The sequence below is a fragment of the Massilia mucilaginosa genome (genome assembly GCF_011682145.1).
GTDB classification, from domain to species: domain Bacteria; phylum Pseudomonadota; class Gammaproteobacteria; order Burkholderiales; family Burkholderiaceae_D; genus Telluria_A; species Telluria_A mucilaginosa.
This window is the reverse complement of the sequence record NZ_WHJH01000039.1, coordinates 27,604-48,290: the sequence shown is the minus strand read 5'-3', so window position 1 is coordinate 48,290 and position 20,687 is coordinate 27,604. Positions and strand designations below refer to the sequence as shown.

At 65.9% G+C, this 20,687-nt stretch carries 17 protein-coding genes; 10 read left to right on the top strand and 7 right to left on the bottom strand.

Features of this window, described 5'->3' with window-relative positions; all coding sequences use genetic code 11:
- The first annotated feature begins 69 nt into the window (after positions 1-69).
- The 3 genes from F2P45_RS24315 (at position 70) to F2P45_RS24305 (ending at position 3,249) form a co-directional block, all read left to right on the top strand.
- Positions 70-738 (top strand): helix-turn-helix transcriptional regulator, encoded by a 669-nt coding sequence (locus F2P45_RS24315; RefSeq protein ID WP_166880690.1) that lies wholly within the window; start codon positions 70-72, stop codon positions 736-738.
- A 57-nt stretch (positions 739-795) separates the two neighbouring features.
- Positions 796-1,125 (top strand): DUF3817 domain-containing protein, encoded by a 330-nt coding sequence (locus tag F2P45_RS24310; RefSeq protein WP_166880689.1) that lies wholly within the window; start codon positions 796-798, stop codon positions 1,123-1,125.
- A 315-nt stretch (positions 1,126-1,440) separates the two neighbouring features.
- Positions 1,441-3,249: a DUF885 domain-containing protein gene (locus F2P45_RS24305; protein WP_166880687.1), complete on the top strand. Its 1,809-nt coding sequence runs from the start codon at positions 1,441-1,443 to the stop codon at positions 3,247-3,249.
- A 42-nt stretch (positions 3,250-3,291) separates the two neighbouring features.
- Here the strand turns inward: F2P45_RS24305 and F2P45_RS24300 are convergent, their stop codons facing one another.
- The 4 genes from F2P45_RS24300 to F2P45_RS24285 all read right to left on the bottom strand — a co-directional run bounded on the left by F2P45_RS24300 (position 3,292) and on the right by F2P45_RS24285 (position 8,192).
- Positions 3,292-4,980: a M14 family zinc carboxypeptidase gene (locus F2P45_RS24300; protein WP_166880685.1), complete on the bottom strand. Its 1,689-nt coding sequence runs from the start codon at positions 4,978-4,980 to the stop codon at positions 3,292-3,294.
- A gap of 58 nt (positions 4,981-5,038) precedes the next feature.
- Positions 5,039-6,532, bottom strand: coding sequence for a sensor histidine kinase (locus F2P45_RS24295; protein WP_166880684.1), 1,494 nt, complete (start codon positions 6,530-6,532; stop codon positions 5,039-5,041).
- A complete protein-coding gene (locus F2P45_RS24290; RefSeq protein ID WP_370663307.1) occupies positions 6,529-7,476 on the bottom strand; it encodes a hypothetical protein in 948 nt (315 codons plus the stop codon). Before F2P45_RS24290 ends, F2P45_RS24295 begins: the two co-directional genes overlap by 4 nt.
- Positions 7,477-7,541: 65 nt before the next feature.
- Positions 7,542-8,192 carry a response regulator transcription factor gene (locus tag F2P45_RS24285; RefSeq protein ID WP_126077256.1) on the bottom strand — a complete coding sequence of 217 codons (651 nt, stop codon included), beginning with the start codon at positions 8,190-8,192 and terminating at the stop codon, positions 7,542-7,544.
- Positions 8,193-8,511: 319 nt separating this feature from the next.
- Here F2P45_RS24285 and F2P45_RS24280 point away from each other — a divergent pair, with 319 nt between their 5' ends.
- The 3 genes from F2P45_RS24280 (at position 8,512) to F2P45_RS24270 (ending at position 12,663) form a co-directional block, all read left to right on the top strand.
- The gene (locus F2P45_RS24280) at positions 8,512-9,186 is read left to right on the top strand and encodes an energy transducer TonB (protein ID WP_166880682.1); all 675 of its coding nucleotides are present in this window, start codon (positions 8,512-8,514) and stop codon (positions 9,184-9,186) included.
- 3 nt (positions 9,187-9,189) lie between these two features.
- Positions 9,190-10,929: a M28 family peptidase gene (locus tag F2P45_RS24275; RefSeq protein WP_166880680.1), complete on the top strand. Its 1,740-nt coding sequence runs from the start codon at positions 9,190-9,192 to the stop codon at positions 10,927-10,929.
- Positions 10,930-11,034: 105 nt separating this feature from the next.
- Positions 11,035-12,663 carry a M28 family peptidase gene (locus F2P45_RS24270; RefSeq protein ID WP_166880678.1) on the top strand — a complete coding sequence of 543 codons (1,629 nt, stop codon included), beginning with the start codon at positions 11,035-11,037 and terminating at the stop codon, positions 12,661-12,663.
- A 36-nt stretch (positions 12,664-12,699) separates the two neighbouring features.
- On the opposite strand, the gene F2P45_RS24265 is transcribed toward F2P45_RS24270, so the two are convergent.
- Together F2P45_RS24265 and F2P45_RS24260 are read right to left on the bottom strand one after the other, a co-directional pair.
- Positions 12,700-13,155: a tellurite resistance TerB family protein gene (locus tag F2P45_RS24265; RefSeq protein WP_166880677.1), complete on the bottom strand. Its 456-nt coding sequence runs from the start codon at positions 13,153-13,155 to the stop codon at positions 12,700-12,702.
- Positions 13,156-13,260: 105 nt separating this feature from the next.
- The gene (locus F2P45_RS24260) at positions 13,261-15,453 is read right to left on the bottom strand and encodes a TonB-dependent receptor (protein ID WP_166880675.1); all 2,193 of its coding nucleotides are present in this window, start codon (positions 15,451-15,453) and stop codon (positions 13,261-13,263) included.
- Between the two features lie 88 nt (positions 15,454-15,541).
- Here F2P45_RS24260 and F2P45_RS24255 point away from each other — a divergent pair, with 88 nt between their 5' ends.
- The 3 genes from F2P45_RS24255 to F2P45_RS24245 are packed head-to-tail and all read left to right on the top strand — an operon-like array spanning position 15,542 to position 19,106.
- Positions 15,542-16,252 carry an ABC transporter ATP-binding protein gene (locus F2P45_RS24255; RefSeq protein ID WP_229505267.1) on the top strand — a complete coding sequence of 237 codons (711 nt, stop codon included), beginning with the start codon at positions 15,542-15,544 and terminating at the stop codon, positions 16,250-16,252.
- Positions 16,253-16,260: 8 nt separating this feature from the next.
- Complete coding sequence (locus F2P45_RS24250) at positions 16,261-17,646, top strand: ABC transporter permease subunit (RefSeq protein ID WP_166880673.1); 1,386 nt, start codon at positions 16,261-16,263, stop codon at positions 17,644-17,646.
- Positions 17,643-19,106, top strand: coding sequence for an ABC transporter permease subunit (locus F2P45_RS24245; RefSeq protein WP_166880672.1), 1,464 nt, complete (start codon positions 17,643-17,645; stop codon positions 19,104-19,106). The genes F2P45_RS24250 and F2P45_RS24245 overlap by 4 nt, the downstream gene beginning before the upstream one ends.
- Positions 19,107-19,174: 68 nt before the next feature.
- Here the strand turns inward: F2P45_RS24245 and F2P45_RS24240 are convergent, their stop codons facing one another.
- The gene (locus F2P45_RS24240; RefSeq protein WP_166880670.1) at positions 19,175-19,609 is read right to left on the bottom strand and encodes a Fur family transcriptional regulator; all 435 of its coding nucleotides are present in this window, start codon (positions 19,607-19,609) and stop codon (positions 19,175-19,177) included.
- 137 nt (positions 19,610-19,746) lie between these two features.
- Between F2P45_RS24240 and F2P45_RS24235 the strand changes: the two genes are divergently transcribed.
- Positions 19,747-20,685: a GHMP family kinase ATP-binding protein gene (locus F2P45_RS24235; RefSeq protein WP_166880668.1), complete on the top strand. Its 939-nt coding sequence runs from the start codon at positions 19,747-19,749 to the stop codon at positions 20,683-20,685.
- Positions 20,686-20,687 lie beyond the last annotated feature (2 nt).

Here is a 20,687-nt window from a genome sequence, read left to right as displayed (position 1 = left end):
TGCTTTGATCGACAGGACTTCGGGATTGGCTTAATATGCAAGAAAACATTTGGATAATAAGGCGGAGCCGTGAATTACGCAAGCAAATCGTTGGATAACTCGGCCGAGGGCAAGCCCGCCGAGCGCATCCTGTTCTTCATCAAGTCGAAGGGGCCGAGCCCCACCGCGCGCCTGGCGCAGATGCTGGAGATGACCCCGGAAGCGGCGCGCCAGCAGGTGCAGAAGCTGGTCGCGGCCGGTTTGATCGAGGGCCGCCAGCAGGATGCGGCCGGGGTCGGGCGGCCGCGCCAGGACTGGGTGCTGACCGAGGCCGGCAACCGGCGCTTTCCGGACACGCACGCGCAGATGACGGTGCAGCTGATCGGATCGATCCGCCAGTTGTTCGGCGAAGAGGGGCTCGACAAACTGGTGGCCCAGCGCGAGAACGAAGCGCGCCTGCTGTACCGGCAAGTCTGCAATGGCGCCACCGTGCAGGAGCGCCTGGCGCAACTGGCGGCGGTACGCACCGACGAAGGCTATATGGCGCGCGTCGAGGCCGACGCGCAGGGCTGGCTGCTGATCGAAGACCACTGCCCGATCTGCGTGGCGGCGCGCAGCTGCCAGGGTTTTTGCCGCTCCGAGCTGCAGCTGTTCGCCGAAGTCGCCGGGCTTGATGCGACCGTCACGCGCGAGCAGCATGTGCTGGCCGGCGCCACGCGCTGTGTTTACCGGATCGCGCCGCTACAAAAACTTGCTTGATCGCATGGACCGGAGTGGTCTATGCTTCGCGCATCTTACAAACATCGCGGAGCTGGCATGACCACAACCAAACCCACCGGCATCGGCAAGCTGTTCGTCGCCGTCTGCCTGATCGAAGGCCTGACCTGGACCGGCCTGTTGATCGGCATGTTCCTCAAATATACGACCGAGACCACCGACCTGGGTGTGAAAATCTTCGGCCCCGTGCATGGTGGCGCGTTCATGGTGTATGTGGTGGTGACGGTGCTGGCCGCATTGCGCCTGCGCTGGCCATGGTGGGCGACCTTGATCGCCCTGGTGGCCGCGGTGCCGCCGCTGGTGACGATTCCGCTCGAAATCTGGTTCAAGCGGCGCGGCATGCTGACGGAAGCGCCAGCGGCGCGCTGAGCGCGCTGAAAAAACAAAGCCGCTCCCGCAACAAGCGGAGAGCGGCTCGAATGGCAGAGGCCCCGAGACTGGCGCGCGACGCGCGGCGCAGGAAGCAGGCTTGCCTGGTCCGGCCGGCATTCTTGCAGTTTGCCGGCGCGGCGGGAGACAGTGTCTGGCGTCGATCATACGCCCGCCCGCGCCAGGACGACAATACAAATTCCCATTCGTGCGCGTGCTGCCGATCAGGCAAATCTATCGCCCCCCGGCCAGCCGTATGCGACCAAAAAATCGCGTATCCTGATTGCCGCGTTCATTTTTCACCGGATAATTATTATGCATAAAATGTTTGCCCAGACCGCGCTGTGGACCGCGCTCGCCCTGACCTTCGCACCCGCCGCGGCGCTGGCCGCGCCGCCGGCCGGCAAGGTATCGGGCGTGGTATCGGCCCAGGCCAAAAAGCAGCTCGAGACGCTCGCCGCCGACTACTATGAAGCGGTGGCGCGCTTCGACCCGGTCGACGCGACCGAACGCGGCGACAACCGCTTCGACGACCAGATCGGCATGAGCATCGGCCCCAAAGAACGGGCGCGCCAGAACGCGCGCTACAACGTCTTCCTGAACCGCCTGCACGCGCTGGACCGGCGCGCGCTCGACCTGCGCTCGCAGACCAACTACGACGTGCTCGAATTCGAGTTGAACAGCCTGCTGTCGTTTTCCAACCTGCCGGAACTGATGCTGCCGCTGAACCAGATGGACGGCATGCCGGTCACCATCGCCAACTACGCCGGCGGCGACGCCGCCCAGCCCCTGAAAACGGTGAAGCAGTACAAGGCGTACCTGAACCGCCTGACGCAACTGCCAGCGTGGATCGACCAGGCCATCGCCAACATGCGCGAAGGGATGCGCGTGAACGTGACCTTGCCGCGCGCGGCGGTGGTGTCGATGCTGCCGCAGTACCAGAAGCTGGTCAGCGCCAAGGCCGAAGAGAGCATTTACTACACCCCGATCCGCAACATGCCGGCCAGTTTTTCGACCGCCGACAAAGCGCAGCTGACGGCCGCCTACCGCAAGGCGATCGACGCCAGGCTGGCGCCGGCGCTGGTGCGCCTGGCCACCTTCATCGAGGAGGACTACCTGCCGGCGGCACGCCAGAGCACCGGCTGGAGCGCCCTGCCCGAAGGGAAGGAATGGTACGAAAAGAACGTGGCGGTGCGCACCACCACCAATCTCACGCCGGAGCAAATCCACGCGATCGGCGTGGCCGAAGTGGCGCGCATCCAGGGCGAGTATGGCGTGGTGGGGCCGAAGATGGGCTACACCGGGCCGGCGGCGGGTTTACCGGTATGGGTGTCGCAGCAGGCCAAATACAAGCCGTTCAAAACCGACCAGGAAGTCATCGACGTGTACCGCAAGCTCGATGCGCTGCTGCGCACCAAGCTGCCGGCCTTGTTCACCCTGATGCCGAAGGCGCCGCTGGACCTGCGCCTGGAACCGGAGCTGTCGCGCGCCACCGCGTCCGACCACTACACCGCGCCGGCCATGGATGGCTCGCGGCCCGGCGTGTTCTGGTCGGTGGTGAACGATCCAACCCAGTACGGCAGCACCGGCATGGTCACCCTGTTCCTGCACGAAGGGCAGCCGGGCCACCACTTCCACATCGCCCTGCTGCAGGAGCTGGACCTGCCGAAATTCCGCAAGTTCAGCGGCAACACGGCCTACACCGAAGGCTGGGCGCTGTATGCCGAAACCCTGGGCAAGGAGATGGGCCTGTTCGACAAGCCGGAGGACTATTTCGGCCACCTGAACGACGAAATGCTGCGCGCGGTGCGGCTGGTGGTCGATACCGGCATGCACGCCAAGGGCTGGACGCGCGAGCAGTCGATCCAGTACATGCGCGACACGCTGGGCTATCCGGAGTCGATGGCCAGAAGCGAGACCGAGCGTTACATGGTGTGGCCGGGGCAGGCGCTCGGTTACAAGATCGGCGCGCTCAAGATCACCGAACTGCGGCGCCGCGCGGAAGCGGCGTTGGGCGATAAATTCAGCCTGCCGACATTCCACGCGATCGTGCTGGAAGACGGCACCCTGCCGCTGTCGCTGCTGGAAGCGAAGGTCAATCGCTGGATCGAAAAGAACCAGTAAACGATCGGGGGAACGCGTGCGTTCCCCCATGTTGGCGCTGGCTTACATCACCGACAGCACCGGATAACGGCGCCACTCCGGCTCCACGTAGCGCGCGCAGTTGGCGAAGATGAAGTCGAGCACCGCGCCCTGGTCCGACAACAGCGCCGGATTGACCGCCTTCCAGGCTTCGAACTTGGCCTTCAACGCCGGCTCGTCGCGCAGCAGTTCGGCCGCGTGGTCTTCGAACACGTAGTCCGAATACGCTTCCTTCTTCTCCAGCACACTGTTAAAGAAACCCCAGCGGAAAAAGCTGTCGTGGCCCTGCGGCTCCAGCGTTTCGATGGCGTAGCGCGCCATGTCCTGGTCCAGCTCAATAAACCAGTCGCCCGCGCGCAGCATCACGGCCTGGGTGAACGCCTCCAGCTGCACGTCGTCATGGAACATGTGGCCTTCGTAAGCGTTCGCGCGCGAGTCGACCGAGACGATGCGGTAGCAGCGCACCTCTTGGATGCGGTCGGCCTCGATGCGCGTCATCGCCACGCCGTTCCACTGCAGGCGTTCGACGACTTCGCGCCAGGCTTGCGGCAGCACGTACGCGCGCGGCGTGGCCACCACGATATCGGCCGGGAAGCTGTTGAAGTAGGCGATGTCGCGTTCCCACGGCGCATTGCGGTCGTACGACAGGCGCGTGTAATTGCCGATCGTGCTGGGCGTGTAGTTGGCCGCGTAGCCACGAAACGGAAAGGTCGACGGTTTATCGGCATCCATCGACCAGTGCACCGGCCACTCGCGCCGGGCCTTGCCTTCGTCGCGCGCGGCGCGGCGCAGGGCCTGGATGGTGGCCGCCTGCGCCACCGTGAAGTCGAGCGCCGTTTCGACCAGCGCGCGCATCGAGTCGTAGCGGTCGGCGAAGGGCTTGAGCATGTGCGTCTCGGGCATGAAGCCGATGGTGTGGTGCAGCGCCGCGAAGCCGGTCGAAAAGCGCGGCGTCTCCAGGAATTCGGCAATGCCGTGGTCCGGGCTGTCCTTGACCGGATTGACGTACGGGCAGGTCGGCCAGCCGCGCCGCGCCATCTCGGCAAACATATGCGGCAGCATGGTGCCCTGCAAAAACTGGCCGAGCGCGCCGCCGAGTTTATCTGTCTGGGTGTGAATCAGGGTCATCGTGTACGGATAGTCGGCGCCGTTGGAGGTGTGGGTATCGACCATCACGTCCGGGTCCCAGGCCGTGAACAGCTTGTTGAAGACCTGCGCGGTGAGGCTGTCGCACTTGACGAAGTCGCGGTTCAGGTCGAGGTGGCGGCTGTTGCCGCGAAAGCCGAACTGCTCGGGGCCGTCCTGGTTCACGCGCGACGTGTCGGCGCGGTTGATGCTGCCGTCGACGTTGTACAGCGGGACGAACAGGAACACGGTCTTGCCCAGCGCGGCCAGGCGCGCCGGCTCGGTGCAAAAGTCGCGCACCAGCGCCATGCAGGCGTCCACGCCTTCCGGTTCGCCCGGGTGGATGCCGTTATTGTTGAAGAACACCGGACGCCCTTCGTCCTTGATGCGCTGGCGCTCGAACACGCCGTCGCTTGATACCACGCCGGCGTGGATCGGCAGGCCGGCGTCGGAGGTGCCGACGACGCTAAAATGCAGCACGCCGGGATAGCGGCGCGCCAGCTCTTCATACCATGCGATGCAATCAGCCCAGGTCGTGGTCTGGTTTTTGTTGCCCTGTTCGTAGGGCGTTTTCAATTCGTTCGACATTGTGTGTTTTGCGATGAGGTTGAGACGGTGGGAATGAGGTGCGAACAAAATTCAGCGGTCAGACGGTTTGTGCGATCGGCAGGGCGATGCCGACCACGGTGCCTTTGTCGGGCTCGGAGCTGAAGTCGATGGTGCCGCCCAGCGCGTACACCCTTTCGCGCATGCCGATGATGCCGATGCCCGACGAGGCGCTGGCTGTACTGAAGCCGGCGCCATCGTCGGCGATTTCGATGTGCAGCGTATCGTCCTGCTCGGACAAGGTCATGGCCACCTGCGCGTGCGTGGCGCCGGCATGCTTGAGCACATTCGACAGCGCTTCCTGCACGATGCGGTAGGCGGAAATCGCAAGTTCGCTCTCGAGCCCCGAAAAATCGCCGTCGGAGTGGAACTGGAAATGGCACTCGGGGTGGCTGGCATCGTAGTGGCGGATCATTTCTTCCACCGCGCCGTGCAGGCCGAGCATGTCGAGCACCTCGGGACGCAGGCGCCGCACCAGGCGCCGTCCGCTGGCGTACAGGTCGAGCGTGAGCTTGGTGATGGCTTGCGACTTCTGCTTGATCTCGTCGATCATCGGCCCCTGCTCCACCTTGCCGGCCAGGTGCAGGATACTTTGCGACTCCAGGCGCGCGGCGATCAGCGAGGCATTGAGTTCGTCGTGAATTTCGATGGCGATGCTCTTGCGCTCATCTTCCACGATCGAGTTCACCTTCTGAATCAGCTTGCGCTTGTCGGCATCGGCCTTGAGCGCTTCGTTGCGCGATTCGACCAGGTCCTTGGTGCGTTCGGCCACCTTGTTTTCGAGGTCCTGGCGCGAGCGGCCCAGCGCCACCGACATTTCGGTAATCGATTCCTGCAGCTCGCCCACCTCGCCGCCGGTGGTGACGGGCAGCGCCACCTGATAGTTCCCGCCGCGGATTTCGCGCAGCGCGCCGATCGACGACTTGAGCGGAATGGTCAGGCTGCGCGCCAGCACGTAGGCCAGCGCCCCGCTGACCACCAGCGCCAGCGCGGCCATCGCCAGTTCGACCTGGAAGCGGCGCGCCTGCTTGTGCAGCATGTTGGTCGGCGACATGGTCACCCGCACATAGCCCACCACCTCGGTCGGCACGGTGGTCGGCTTGGTGTCGCTGGAGCCCGAGACGTGCGGCACGCCGTTGTCCGAGAACAGGTTAATCCAGATCATCTGCTTCTTGATCGGGGCTTCGTAAAAGCGATCTTCTCCGATGGCCGAACCCTGCGAGATGACGTTGATGGCGCCCTTCTGGTTGGCGTCGACGACGTCGATGCGGTGGATGCTCTTGTCCGACTGGACCAGGCCATTGATGGTCAGGCGCAGGTCGGACAGATTGCCCGAGATGACGTTGTATTCGCTGGTTTCGGCCAGCGCCTTGGCCAGGATGCGGCCGCGCTCTTCGAGTTCGAGCGCCACCTGGGCGCGGTGCGAATACCAGGAGTAGCCCACGAACGACGAGAACAGGAACACCACCGGCAGCATGGTGATGAAGGCCATGCGGGTGCCGATGCTCCAGCTTTGCCAGAATCGCAGGTTCATTGACGCCTCACCGGTGGACGACGCGTGAAGTGACGGGCGGCGTCGTCGACCGCCACGTCGAGCGAGCGCGCCACGCCTTCGTTGATGACGGTGCTGAAGTAGCGCGGGAACTGCGGCGGCGCCAGCTCGCCCGTGGCGACGAATTCGTTGGCCACGTCGGCCACCTGGGCGTTGATCTGCTCAATGGTGGAATAGGTGGTGGCCAGTGCGCCGGCCGTGACCATGTCGGCCGAAAAGCCGATCACCGCCTGGTTGTGGCGGTAGGTCGAGAGCAGGATGTTGCGCACGTTCTCGGTGTTGTAGACGCTGCGGTCGGGCATGGCCAGCAGGACCTCGGTTTTGCCGATGCGGTTCAGGACCACGTTGATATCCTCACTGGGGTCGTAATGTTCGATTTCGGCGATGCCTTGCAGCGTCGGTTTCAGGAAGCCCGTATTGCTGCTGACGATGGCGGCCACGCGCACCGGGCGTTTGTAGAGCAGTTCGATCAGGCGCAACTGGTCGACCGGGGCCGGTTCGGCGTAAATCGCCGTCATCGACAGCACACGCTCGGGTTGCAGGTTTTCGGTGACGGAGCGCCACACCTGGCTGGAGGTGAAGGCGGCGATGACCACGCAATCGCACTTGCGCGCGGCCACATTGCGCAGCGCGACCGGGCCGATGGCCACGTACACCATGCGCCGGTGCTGCGCCAGTTCGGTGCGAAAGCCGCCGAAAATCGGCATCAGCTGCTTGTACAAGTCGTCGGCGATGCGGCGCGTGACGCCGGAGTCGTCGGCGGTGACGATCTGGAAGCGGAAACCAGTGGGGTCGGTGGAGGTGGCCGGGCCGATCACGCCGGCGGCGCTGGCGGTGGTGGCCAGGGTGAGGCCGATGGCCAGCGCAATGGCCGAAAAACGTCCACTGCCACCGTCGTCCGCTCTGGATGCCGCCGTCAGGCGCACAACGATCGGGCGGGCACACGCAGTCGCGACCCATCTCCTCAAGCCTGCGAACACGCGACCTCCCACTACGGTTCGATCAAGCCGTACTTGACGGCCAGCTTGGTGATATACGCCTGCCGGTGCACGCCCAGCTTTTCCTTGACCGACTGGCTGATATTGCTGATGGTCTTGGTCGACAGGTTGAGCTTCTCGGCGATTTCGGCGTTGGTCAGGCCTTCGGCCATCAGTTTGAAGATCTCCAGCCCGCGCTGGTCGAGCTGCGACTGCGGCGACGCGTCGCCGCGCACCGACAGGTTGGCCAGGCGCTCGGCGATCTGCGGCAGGAAGTACAGCTTGCCCTCGTGCGCATGGCTGACCGCCGTGGCCAGGTCGGCCGGATCGCAATCTTTGGTCACGAAGGCGCGCGCGCCCAGACGGTAGGTCTCCTTGATCAGGCTATCCTGGTCGAACTGGCTCAGGAACACGATGCGCGCTTGCGGGAACTTGGCCAGGATGCTCTTGGCCGCGTCCAGCCCCGTCAACTCGGTACCGAAGCGGATGTCGAGCACCAGCACGTCCGGATCGAGGGCGGCATACATCTCTTCGGCTTCATCGGGCGTCTTGGCCTGCCCCACCACATCCATCCCAACACCGGCCAGCGACATGGCGAAACCGGTCATCACGATGGGATGGTCGTCCGCCAGCAAGACCCGAATCGATTTTTGCTCTGTCTGCACTTTTACTCTCCACGGGTAAAGGCTGCGTCCGCTTACTCCGCCTTGCCATTGAATCGCATCAATATGTGCGACCAGACGGCAGGCACGCCGCGCCTACCAGATTATTTCACACATCGGCCCCCGACGCGAGCCATGCCCCGACAGGCAAGATTTACCACCAGAATGACCTGCATCGCTCCGGACGCAGCAAAAGAATTACTACGAAAACCCTTTTCAATTGCTAGGACATAGCATATATTTGATCCGTGGACTGGAAGTAAAGCAGTGCGGCCTTCCACCATGCGACCCATTTCGTGAACACAACAATACGGAGCACACCATGCATTTCTCTCAACAGCACATCGGCGCCACCAACAAATTCACCAAAATGGCCGTCGTCACCGCGCTGCACGTCCTCGTTGGCGGTGCGCTGATCCACAATATGAACCGGGTAGCGGGGCCGAGCGACACCCCGCCGCCGCTCACGGTGACCACGGTGACGCCCGAAAAACCGGTCGAACCGCCGCCGCAGCCAAAGCCATTCGAGCCGGAACCGGTGCAGCCGCGCCTTGTGATTCCCGAGCCGTTCCGCGTGGAGACCGAGCCGCGCGAGGACACCATCGCCGCCGAGGTCTTGAAGAAAGACGCACCGCTGCCGCCAGCGACCCCGCCGGCCCGCACGGCCGACCCGGTGGTCCCGCCGACTGTGCCGGCCGTGCCCCGCGCGGCCGTCGAAAAGCGCACCGCCGTACTGGCCGACGCCTCGGCCTGCGTCAAGCCGGATTACCCGGCGCGCGCCGCCCGCGACGGCGCCACCGGCACGGTCAACCTCGCGCTGCTGGTCGGTGTCGATGGCAAGGTGACCGATGCCCGCGTCGACAAATCGAGCGGATCGCGTGAGCTCGACAAGGCGGCCGTCGCAGCCCTGAGCCTGTGCAAATTCAAGCCGGCCACGGTTGGCGGCGTCGCCGAACCGGCCTGGGCGCAGATCGCCTACGTCTGGACGCTGGACTAAGCAATGCAATCCGGCGCGACCGCTACCCCGGCCGCGCCGATGCGGATCGACTGGCTCATTGCCGGCAAGGGCGGCGCGGCGGGACTGGCCGCCGCCCTGCTGCTGGCCGTCTCCCTGGCCTGGCTGGCGCTGCGTCCGGCCCCGCCGGCGGCGCCGCAAGATCCCGGGCCGGCCGGTTTTTCGGCCACCCGGGCGCTGGCGCACAGGGACTTCCTGGCGCACACGCCGCGCCCCATCGCCAGCGACGCCAACCTGCGCGCGCGCGACTACCTGCTCGAAAAGCTGCGCGCGCTCGGCCTCGACCCGCAGGTGCAGACCGCCACCGTGACGGGCGGCGCCGATCGGCTCACGGTGGCGGTGGTGCACAACATCGTGCTGCGCGTGCGCGGCAGCGCACTGGTGCGCCGCACGCCGCTGATGCTGGCCACGCACTACGACAGCGTGGCCGATGCGCCGGACGCCGCCGGCGCCGTGGCCGCCCTGCTCGAATCGCTGCGCGCCCTGCGCCACGGCCCGCCCCTGCGCAACGACCTGATCGTGCTCATTGCCGACGGCGAGCACGCCGGCTCGCTGGGCGCGCGCGCCTTTGTGGAACAGCATCCGCGGGCGCGCCATATCGGCCTGCTGCTGCGCTTCGACGGCGCCGCCGGCAAGGGTCCGCTCACACTCCTGGGTACGCAGGGCGCCAATGGCAATGCAGTGACGGCGTGGGCGACCCTGGATGCGGCAACGGCTGGCTCCTCGCGCGCGCCAGAAGCCGACCCGTCGCCGCTGCGCACCCTCGGCCTGGCGGGCATGCGCTTTTCCGCCACGCTTGACGACGGCGCGGCGATGCTGTCGCTGGTGCGTGCCTTCGGCGCAAGGCCGCTGGAAGCCATCGCCGCGCCGGAGCGGGTGTACTTCAACGTACCGCTGGCCGGCGTGCTGCACTACCCCGAGCACATCGTGTGGGACATCACGCGCGTCGCCTGCGCGCTGTGCCTGGTGGTGTGCTGGGCGCTGCTGCGCCGTGGCGTGGTGCGCATCGTCCCGATGTCGCTGGCGGGCGCGCTTGCGCTGCTGATCGTCGTGAGCGCGGCCAGGCCCGGCGCAAGCTACCTGCTGGCGTGGCCGCTGATCGGCGTGCTGCTGGGCGTTGGCGCGCTGTACCTGCCGCTGGCCGCCAGCCTGTCGCGGCCTGCGCGCGGCGCGATTGCGACGCTCGGCCTGCTGCCGGCGATCGTGCTGCTTGTGCCGCTGGCGGCCGATTCGCGCACGCCAGCAGCGGCACCGCCAGCGGCCGGCATTACCTTCCTGGCCGACGCCGTCACCTGGAAATCGTACTGGCTCGATGGCAGCAAAACGCGCACGGCCACCGAAGCGCCGGGGAGCGGCATCGCCTTTCCGCAGGTGGAAATGCTCAAGGATGAAGACAGCCCGGCACGGCGCAAGGTGGCCTTTGCGCTCACCTCCAAAAACGCCGCGCCGACCATCGCACTGCGGGTCGAAGGGGCGCGCGTGCTGGCCGCGCGCCTGGACGGCCGCGCGCTGGCCGCCCGGCGCGGCGGCGGCTGGACGCTGACCTTGCACGGCATGGGCGAGCGGCGCCTGCCCATCGAGCTGGAACTGGACGGCGAGCGCCCCGCGCGCATCATGATCGAGGAGTCGATCCCGGGCCTGCCCGCCGACGCCGTTCCGGCGCGCCGCATCGACGCGCGGCGCAGCGGCCGCACGCTGGCGACCGATACCCTGGTACTGCGTTAGCGAGGCGCGATTTCCTTTGCAAACGGCGCGGCGGAATGGCATACAATGTTTCGCTTCGTCCCCCGTGGACGCCGTATTTACCACCCTTTACCGCACTAGGAACCCATGCAAAAGATGCTTTCCTCCTTCGTCGGCACGGCCTTGGCTACCAGCCTGGCCGTCGCTTTCCCGGCCTGCGCCGCCGGCGCCGCCGCTCCCATCGTTAAAGAAGCGCCGCTGCGCGCCCACATGTCGTTCCTGTCGAGCGACCTGCTCGAAGGGCGCGGTACCGGCCAGCGCGGCGGCGACCTGACCGTCGCTTACCTGGAAGCGCAGGCGCTGGCCGCCGGCCTCAAGCCGGGCAACGGCGACAGCTTCCGCCAGTCGGTCAAGATCGCTGGCGTGAAATCCACGCCGGAGGCGGGCAGCGTGGCGCTGGAAGCCGGCGGCAAGGCGCAGTCGCTCGCCTTCGGCAAGGACTGGGTCTGGGCGCCGGGCGACGCGAAAGACGCGCACGCGATGGATGCGGAACTGGTCTTCGTCGGCTACGGCATCACCGCGCCGGAAGAAGGCTGGGACGACTACAAGGGCATGGACGTCAAGGGCAAAGTAGTGGTCATGATGGTCAACGACCCGGCGCCGACCGCCGCCGAGCCGAATCGCTTCAACGGCAAGGGCCTGACCTACTACGGCCGCTGGACCTACAAATTCGAGGAAGCCGCGCGCCAGGGCGCCGCTGGCGTGCTGCTGATTCACACCGACGCCTCGGCTTCGTATGGCTGGAGCGTGGTGCAGAACAGCTGGCTCGCCGAACGCTTCCAGCTGGCGCAGGGCAAGCGTGGCGCCAGCATGGAAGGCTGGATGACCGAAGCCGCCGCGCGCACCCTGTTCGCCGCCGCCGGCGAAGACCTGGACCTGCTGCGCACCGCGGCCGAGACCAAGAACTTCAAGCCGGTGGCCCTGAAAGCGAAGGTCAAGGGCGACATGAAGGCGGCCGTGCGCATGGTCGAACAGTTCAACGTGGCCGGCGTGGTGCCGGGCACCGATCCGAGGCTCAAGGACGAAGTGGTCATCTACAGCGCCCACTGGGATCACCTGGGCAAGCAAGGCGAAGGCCTAGATACCATCTACAACGGTGCGGTCGACAATGCCTCCGGCACCGCGGGCCTGTTGGCGATGGCGCAGGAAGCGGTGCGCGCGCCGGCCAAGCGCAGCCAGATGTTCCTGTGGGTGGCGGCCGAAGAACAGGGCTTGCTGGGCAGCGCGGCCTACGCCAGCAGCCCGCTGTGGCCAGCGAACAAAACCGCGGCCAACCTGAACCTGGACAGCCTCAATTTCGTCGGCGCGGCCAGGGATATCGGCACCAAGGGCAGCGAACGCACGGAACTGGGTGCGCTGGCCGAAGCCACCGCCAAGGCCATGGGCCTGAGGGTGCGCACGCCGGAGCCCGACCTGGCCGGCGGCTACTTCCGCAGCGACCATTTCAGCTTTGCGAAGGCGGGCATTCCGGCCTTTTCGATCGAAGGCGGCAAGGACTACGTGAAGGATATCGAGGGCGCGAAGGCCAAGCAGGCGTCGTACCGCGCGCGCTACCATCAGGTAGGCGACGAATACGATCCGACCTGGGATCTGGCAGGGATGGTGCAGCAGGCGCAGTTCACGCTGAACCTGGGCCTGCGCGTGGCGAACGCGCCGAAGATGCCGGCCTGGAAAGCCGGCGACGCCTTCGGCAAGATCCGCGCGTCAGCCAAGTAAAGAAGCACGGGGTGGGCGGCGCGCCCACCCCGTTGTTTATGCCAGTTCGAATTCGGACGGGGGGACGCCCAGTTCCTTGCAGATCTTGACCGCAACCGCCTTTTCGCGGGCGTCGAAATTGCCGTCGGCCGAGGCGATGGCGATCACCATGCGCACCAGCAGGCGCGCCGCTTCGCCGTTCGATTTCATCTTGCCCAGGGCCTGGTAGGCTTTCGATTCGCCGATATCCTTGTCGAATTCGAGCTGGCCCACGTGTTCCTGGAAAGCCTTGATCACATCGTTGGTCGTGAAGACCGACAGCGCGTCGTGGGTCTCGATGAACTTGACCATTTTTTGCTTCTCGTCGGACGTGATGCTGCCGTCGGCCATGGCGATCAGCGCCGAACCGGCCATGGCCGCGTTCATGAAATCCTTGTTCTTGAATTTCAGTACTTCCGTTTTCATTTCACCGGCTTTGGTTTTCAGGCGAGTCAGAAAATTGTCGAAACTCATGATGTACTCCGGTTTGCAAGTTGATAAGAACGGCAATCTTACCCTGATTTTCGCCTTCGCCACAGCAAACCGGCGCTCCTTTATGCCGTCGGTGCCGAAACCCGCTTAAAACCGCGCGTGATAGGTCAGGTCGGCGCTGCGCGGCGCGCCCAGGATGACCTGGCTGTTCACATTCGCCCCGCTCCAGCCGGCATACAGCTTGTCGCCCAGGTTACGCACGCGCAGGGTCATCTCGCCCGAGCCCAGGCGCCAGCTCGCGTACACGTCGGCCGTGGTGAAGGCGTTCATGCGGATCGTGTTGGCGTTGTTGGTGAAACGCTCGCCCGTGTAATTGAGCGCTGCGCCGACCTTGAGCGGCAGCTGGTCCATCTTGTAGTCGACCCACAGGTTGCCGGTCTTTTTGGCGACGTTGGGCGGCAGCTTGCCCGCGCGCGACACGTTGCCCGCTTCGAGCAGCTGGTCGAACTGTGCGTCCAGCACGGCCACGTTGCCGTTGATGCTCACCTGGCGCGCCGGGCGCCAGGCCGCCGCCAGCTCCACCCCGCGCGACGATTGCTTGCCGCTGTTGACGGTCAGGGTCGGCACCGCCGCGTCGCGCGAGAGGATGTTATCGAGGCCGATCCTGTACAGCGCCAGCGTGTAGTCGACGCTGCCGCCGAACAGCGACTGCTTGATGCCGATTTCGCTCTGCGTGCCTTTCGACAGTTCAAAAGCGGCATTCGCGGCGGACAGCAGCAGCAGGTTGCCCGAGCCGACCGGAGCCGAGGCATTGGTGTGCTGCGCGTAGAGCGAGAGGTCCTTGTCGAACGCGTACACGGTACCGATGCGCAGCGAGCGCGGATCGTAGGTCTGCGCGTAGGCCGTGGCCGCGCCGATGTTCAGGTCCGCCGTGCGGCGCGCGAGCTTGACGCGGTCCTGGCGCAGGCCGGCGACGATGGTCCACTTGTCGGTCACCCAGAGCGCATCTTCAAGGTACAGCGAGGCGGTCGGAATGCTGGTCGAAAAATTGCTGCGGTTGCCGGCGCCGGTGTACAGCGCGCTGTTGGCGCTGAGCGACTCGTAGGTGCCGTAGACCGGATCGAACAGGTCGACCGCCAATGCGGCATTGGCGGCGGCGCCGCCGTTCGAAAAACTGCGCCGGGTGGCGAAGCGCGTCTTGCTGTATTCCGCACCAGCGGCGAAGCGGTGCTTCATGCCGGCCAGCTTGCCGGTGTACGACAGGTCGAGCCGGTTGCCGAACACCTGGTGGTCGTGCGTGACGCCGACCAGGTCGCGCACCACCTGGCGCGGCGCGCTGACGGTGTAGCTTTCGGCATTGCGCCAGCTGCGGTCGGCCGTGTAATACGACAGTTCGTTACGCAAGGTCCACTCGGGGGCAAGCTTCCAGGTCAGCTTGGCGCGCGCCCAGGCGCTGTCGGACTCCATTACCGCGTCGTCGACGTTGTAGTTCTTGAAGGCGAGGCGGCGGTCGATCACGCGCCCGCCGGCGTCGCTGACCGCGCCGATCGGGTCCGTCGCCAGCGCGCGCGGAACCAGGGGCGAACCCTGGTACGAGTTCACGTTATCGGACAGCAGGTCGAGACTCAGGTCGAGCGTGATGTCGCGCGTGAGCGCACTGGTGGTGGCCAGGGTCAGGCTGTCGTAGCGCTGCTTGTTGCGCTCGATGTAGCCGTCGCTCTGCTGGTGGCTGTAATCGATGCGCAGCGCATGCGATTCGCCGAGCGGACGGTTGAGGCCCGCGCCCATGCGCCAGGTGTTGAAACTCCCGTAGGAGAGCATCGCTTCGCTGGACGCCTGCGCGCGGTCCGGCCGCTTGGTCACGAAATTGATCGCGCCGCCGATCGCGCCGTCGCCCGACATCAGCGAGGCCGGGCCCTTGAGCACTTCGATGCGTTCAAAATTGAATGTGTCCTGGGTACGCGCGCTCATGGTCGGCACGGCGATGCGGCTGCCGTCGTACAGATAGCTGACAAAACCCGCGCTGAAGCCGCGCGACGAGGTCTGCGACGGCGAGGTGGCATTGCCGCCCTGGGTGACGCCGACCGCGCCGCGCACCGCTTCATCGAGACTGCGCGCGCCGCGTACCTCGATCAGGGCGCGGTCGATCACCTCGACCGAGGCCGGCGTCTCGCGCAGGGTCAGGTCGAGGCGGCTGCCCAGGGCCGTGCTGTCGCTGCCGGCTTGCACGCGGGCGCTGTCGATGACGACCACCTGCATCGGCGGCGGCGCGTCGTCGGCATACGCGGCCAGGGGGCTGTACAGGCAAAGCAGTGCGCAAGGCAGCTTTCTGAGTTTCACGGCAAGACTCCTATTGATAATAAGTTCTCATTATCGTATAGTCCTCGACACTTTCGCAATCTTTTAGTTAAGCCAACCCATGGACATGATGAAACCAGCCCTCCAGATGGACAACGTCACGCGCCGTTTCGGCGAGCGCGTGGCCCTGAACGGCCTCTCGCTCACCTTGCAGGCGGGCGAGGTGTACGCGCTGCTCGCGCCGAATGGCGCCGGCAAGACCACCACGCTCAATTTGATCCTCGGCTTCCTGCAGCCGGACGGCGGCAGCATCCATGTGTGCGGCGAGCCGGTGGCCGGCGACGCGGCCCGCACGCGCAGTTCGATTGCCTATCTGCCCGAACAGGTGGCGATTTATCCGGAACTGAGCGGACTGGAAAACCTGCGCTACTTTTCGCTGCTGGCGTCGAAAGAGCTCGACGACGCCACCCTGCGCCGCCTGCTCCTAGAGGCCGGCCTGCGCGCCGACGCCCACGACCGCCACGCGCGCAACTACTCCAAAGGCATGCGTCAGAAGGTCGGGATTGCGATCGCCATGGCGCGCGAGGCCAAGCTGCTGCTGCTCGACGAGCCGACTTCGGGACTCGATCCGCTGGCCGCGTCCGAGCTGTCCGGCCTGCTGCGCGCCGCATCGCAGCGCGGCGTCGCCATCCTCATGGCCACGCATGACCTGTACCGCATCAAGGAAGTCGCTACCCGCGTGGGCGTGCTGCACGCGGGCCGCATCGAACGCGAGATCGATCCGCAGACAACCGAACACGCGACGCTCGAACAGGTCTACATCGCGGAGCTGGCGCGATGAGCCGGGGTTTGCCTGCGACTTTACGTACGGCGCTGCTGCGCGCCGAAGCGCAGCGCCTGTGGCGCGAACCGCGCCTGCGCTGGGTTGCCATGCTGGCGCCGGTGCTGCTGCTGATCGTGTTTTTCGCGTCGATGAACAGCGCCGCGCGCATGGCCGACGAACGCACGCGCTTCGCCGCATCCGAGCGCGCGCGCTGGGTCGCGCAGGGCCAGAAAGACCCGCACAGCGCGGCCCACTTCGGCGTGTGGGCGGTCAAGCCGTCGTCGCCGCTGCAGGTGCTCGCGCCTGGCATCGAGCCGTTTGTCGGCCTGTCGGTCTGGCTCGAAGCGCACAAGCGCAACGAAATGATTTTCCGCCCCAACCAGGATGCCGATCCGATCATGCGCAGCGCCGCCTCGGTGGCGCAGGTGCTCGAAGTGCTGGGGCCGATGTTCGCGATCCTGCTCGGCTTTGCCGGCTTTGCCCAGGACCGCCAGCGCGGCACCCTGCGCATGGCCTTCGGTAACGGCGCCACGCCGGGACGGCTGCTGCTGTCGCGCTTCGCGGTGATGGTGGGCCTGCTGGTGTGCATGGCGCTCGCTCCCGTGGTGGCGATGGGGTCGTACGCCTTGCAGGCCCTGCCCGATGCCGGCTGGGGCGGCGCCGGCCGGCTAGCCCTCTGGAGCCTGCTGAACTTCCTGTACCTGCTGGTGTTCCTGCTGATCGCGCTGGCCGTGTCGCTCAAGGCGCCCAGTGCGCGCGCGGCGCTGACCATCATGCTGGTGCTCTGGCTGGTGCTGTGCGTGGTGCTGCCGCGCGCCGCCGGCAATGCGGCGCAGGTGCTGGCGCCGGTGCCCTCGTACCAGGAAGTGCGCAGCCATCTTGAAACCGAGTCGCCCGCGTACGAAGGGGCCGACAAATGGGAAGCGCGGCGCCAGGCCCTGATCAAGGCCGGCGCCACCAATGTGCGCGCCGCGCAGCTCGACCAGTCGGAGCGCGAATCGCATGCGGTGTTCGACCGCGTGCTGGGGCGCTTCTACGATTCGGTCGAACAGCAGGACCGTACCTTCGGCTGGCTGGGCGCATTCACGCCGACGGTGGCGCTGCAAGCCTCCGGCGCGGCCGTCGCCGGCACCGACTTTTATCAGCACAGGCATTTCATCGAAGCGGCCGAAACCTACCGGCGCGCGATGGTCAACCGCCTCAATGGAGATTTGATGCGACACACGGAACACGAAGACGCCAGCAAATCAACCGGCCAGCAATTCTGGGAAGCGGTGCCGGCGTTTGCCTACCGCGCGCCGCCACTCGGCAGCGTGCTGGCGAATGCGGCGGCGCCCCTGCTGCTGCTGTCGGGATGGTGCGCTGTGGCCGGCCTTGCCGCCTGGCGCGCAGCGAAAGGGGTGCGGCCATGACGCGCGCACTGTTCCGGTTCGAACTGGCGATGCTGCTCAAGGCGCGCTTCACATGGATTATCGGCGCGCTGCTGTTCGCGGCGCTGGCCTGGGGGGCGGTCAACGGCCAGGCCAACGCCGACGCGCAGCAGGCCACCGTCGACCGGGTGAAAGTGCACGCGGCGGCCAAGGTGGCGAAGCAGCAGGCCGACGTGGCGCGCTACAGCCGCCCGCTTGACGCGGTGCTGCCGTACTGGCAGGACCCGTCCGACGCCGCCGGCTACATGCGCTATGGCCTCGCCGCGTATGCGGTCAAGCCGCCGTCGCCGCTGGCGGGCATCGCCATCGGCCAGTCGCGCCTGCTGCCGTTCTACATCAAGACCGATCTGGATTATGTGGCGCCGCCGGCGGCCTCGTTCGACTTCATCAACCCGCGCATCCTGAGCCTGGGCGACTTCGACCTGTCGTTCGTGCTGGTGTATGTGCTGCCGCTGGCCCTGATCGCCATCGGCGCCTCGCGCCTGGCGGCCGAACGCGACTCCGGCGCGCTGCGGCTGATGGCGGCGCAACTGCCGTCGTTCCGCCAGCTGGTGATGCTCAAGTTCAGCGTGGTCGCCGTCGTCTGCGTGCCGTTCACGCTGGGGGCGACCGTGCTGGCCCTGCTGGTGGCGGGCACGCCCTGCTGGAGTGTGCAGACCATGGACACCATGCTGCTGCTGGGCGCAGCGCTGGCCGGCTTCACCCTGTTCTGGGTGGCGCTGACGGCGCTGGTGGCCAGCCGCATCGGGGTGGTGGGCAGTTACCTGCGGCTGGTGTCGGTGTGGATCGGATTGACGTTCTTCGTACCGGCGGCCGGTGCGCTGCTGATCGGCATGGCGTATCCAGCGCAGTCGCCGCTGCTGTACCTGGACGACCTGCGCCGCGCGAACGACTTCAAGCCGGCCGAGCGCGATGCGCTGTTCGTTGCATTGGCGCGCGCCGATCCGGCGTATGCGGCGGCGGCGGAGCGGGTTGGCAAGGTATCGTATGCGACCAAGCAGATCGCGGTGCAGCAGGCGGTGGAGCGCCAGGTGGCCGAGCGCGCCGCGGCGTCGGTGCGCCAGAACGATCTCGCTTCGGGCAAGGCCGCCGCGCTGCGCTGGCTGTCGCCGGCGATGGTGTTCGACACCTTGCTGCAGCAGGCTGCGGGCAGCGGCGTGGAACGGCACAAGCGCTTCATCAAGCGCACCGGCGAGTATACGGACCAACTGCGGGCGTTCTTCTGGCCGCGCGCAATGGCCGAAGCGGCCCGGCCGGGCACGGCGTGCCAGGGCTGTGCGGGGCGAATGAACTTTACCGAGCATGACAGGATTCCGCGCTTCGAGGCGGACCGGCCGCTCGATGGCGTGGCACGCAGCATTGGCGGCGCGGTGGGGTATTTGTGGCTGCTGGCGGGCGGGGTGATGCTGGTGCTGTGGAGCGGGAGGAAGTTCAAGGTGTAAGCGTAACGTCGTTCCCGCGCCAAGGCGGCACTCGGCGGGAACGACGAGGGGAGAGGTGGATCGACTTTTCAGTGCGTCTTCGGCGCGCGCGCCCGGCGCTTGGGCACTGGCGCCTCCTTGGCGCGCTCCACCGAGCAGTCGGCGCATACGCCGTACAAGGTCAGCTCGTGGCGGTCGATCACAAACCCGGCCGGCGCGAGGCTGTCCATCGACCCAGGGCAGCCTTCCACATCGAACACCCGGTCGCACGGCATGCAATGAAAGTGGTGGTGATGGTGGTGCGCCGCGTGGCTCATTTCGTAGCGCGCGTTTTCGCCCGGCAGGCTCACGGTCTGGATGGTGCCGTCGTCGAGCAGCAGCTTGAGGTTGCGGTAAATGGTCGCGATACCGATCTCGGACACGGTTTCGCGTACCCCGGCGAGAATTTCCTGGGGCGTGAGCGGGCGGGCCGCCGCATCGATGACAGTACGAATCGCTGTCCGCTGGCGTGTAGAACGTTCCATGGCAAGGCTATTGAAGCAAAAACCCATTATCCCATAAAGCCGAACAAATGCTTGCCTCGCTAATGAGAATGGATTATCGTTAACGCCAAGCAGTCACGTAACTCTCTCTCGACCTCCACCACGAAAGCCATGATCCCGTGCCTTCCATCGACTTCGCAGACAGCAGATACACACCGGCGGCGCGCCCCAACTTCAGCTGGCATGCCAGCACGCAGGAAACGATCAGCAGCGGGATCTGCCACGGCACCCTGGGCGAGCTGATTCAAGGCCCGTACATCGAGAATGGCGCGGCGCAGATCAGCCTGATCTCGCTGCCGGTCAAGAAATACAGCTGCATGCATTTCACCCATGGCGAGCGGGCCGGCGCGGACAACGCGCTGGCCACCAAAACCAAGTGCCAGCAAGCCATCGCCCATTACCTTGCGCGGCACGGCAGGCAACTGCCGCCCGGGACCTGGAGCCACGATTCGGAACTGCTGGAAGGGAAAGGCATGGCCAGTTCGACGGCCGACATCGTGGCCACCATCCGCTGTCTCGACGCCATCTTCGGCATCGCGTCGTGCGGCGAATCGATATCGGCCACCCTGCGCGCGATCGAGCGCTCGGACAGCGTCTTTCTGGAGACGTACGCGCTGTACCTGAGCGGGCGCCAGCAAGTGGTGCAGTGCTTCGGCAGCGCCCCGACTTTTCACGCCTGCTATATCGATGAGGGCAACCGCATCGATACCGAAAAAACGGGAGCGCGCCTGCTGTCGCTGTACCAGGAACGGCTCACGCCCTACACCGCCAATCTCGATAACGCCGTCGATGCCTTCTTGCGCGGCGACCTCGGTGCGATTGCCGCCTGCGCCACGGTCAGCGCGGTGCTGGGGCAGGACGCCATCCCCAAGCGCAACCTGGGCGTGCTGCTCAAGAACCAGGCGCGCTACGGAGCCGACGGCATCTTCGTCGCACACACGGGCAGCCTGGCGGGCTACCTGTTCATCCACAAACCGGGGCCCACGCAAATGGGCGCACTTTCGTCATTCTTTCGCGGCCTTGGGTATCAAAGCCGCTTCGTCCAGACAGGATTCTGACC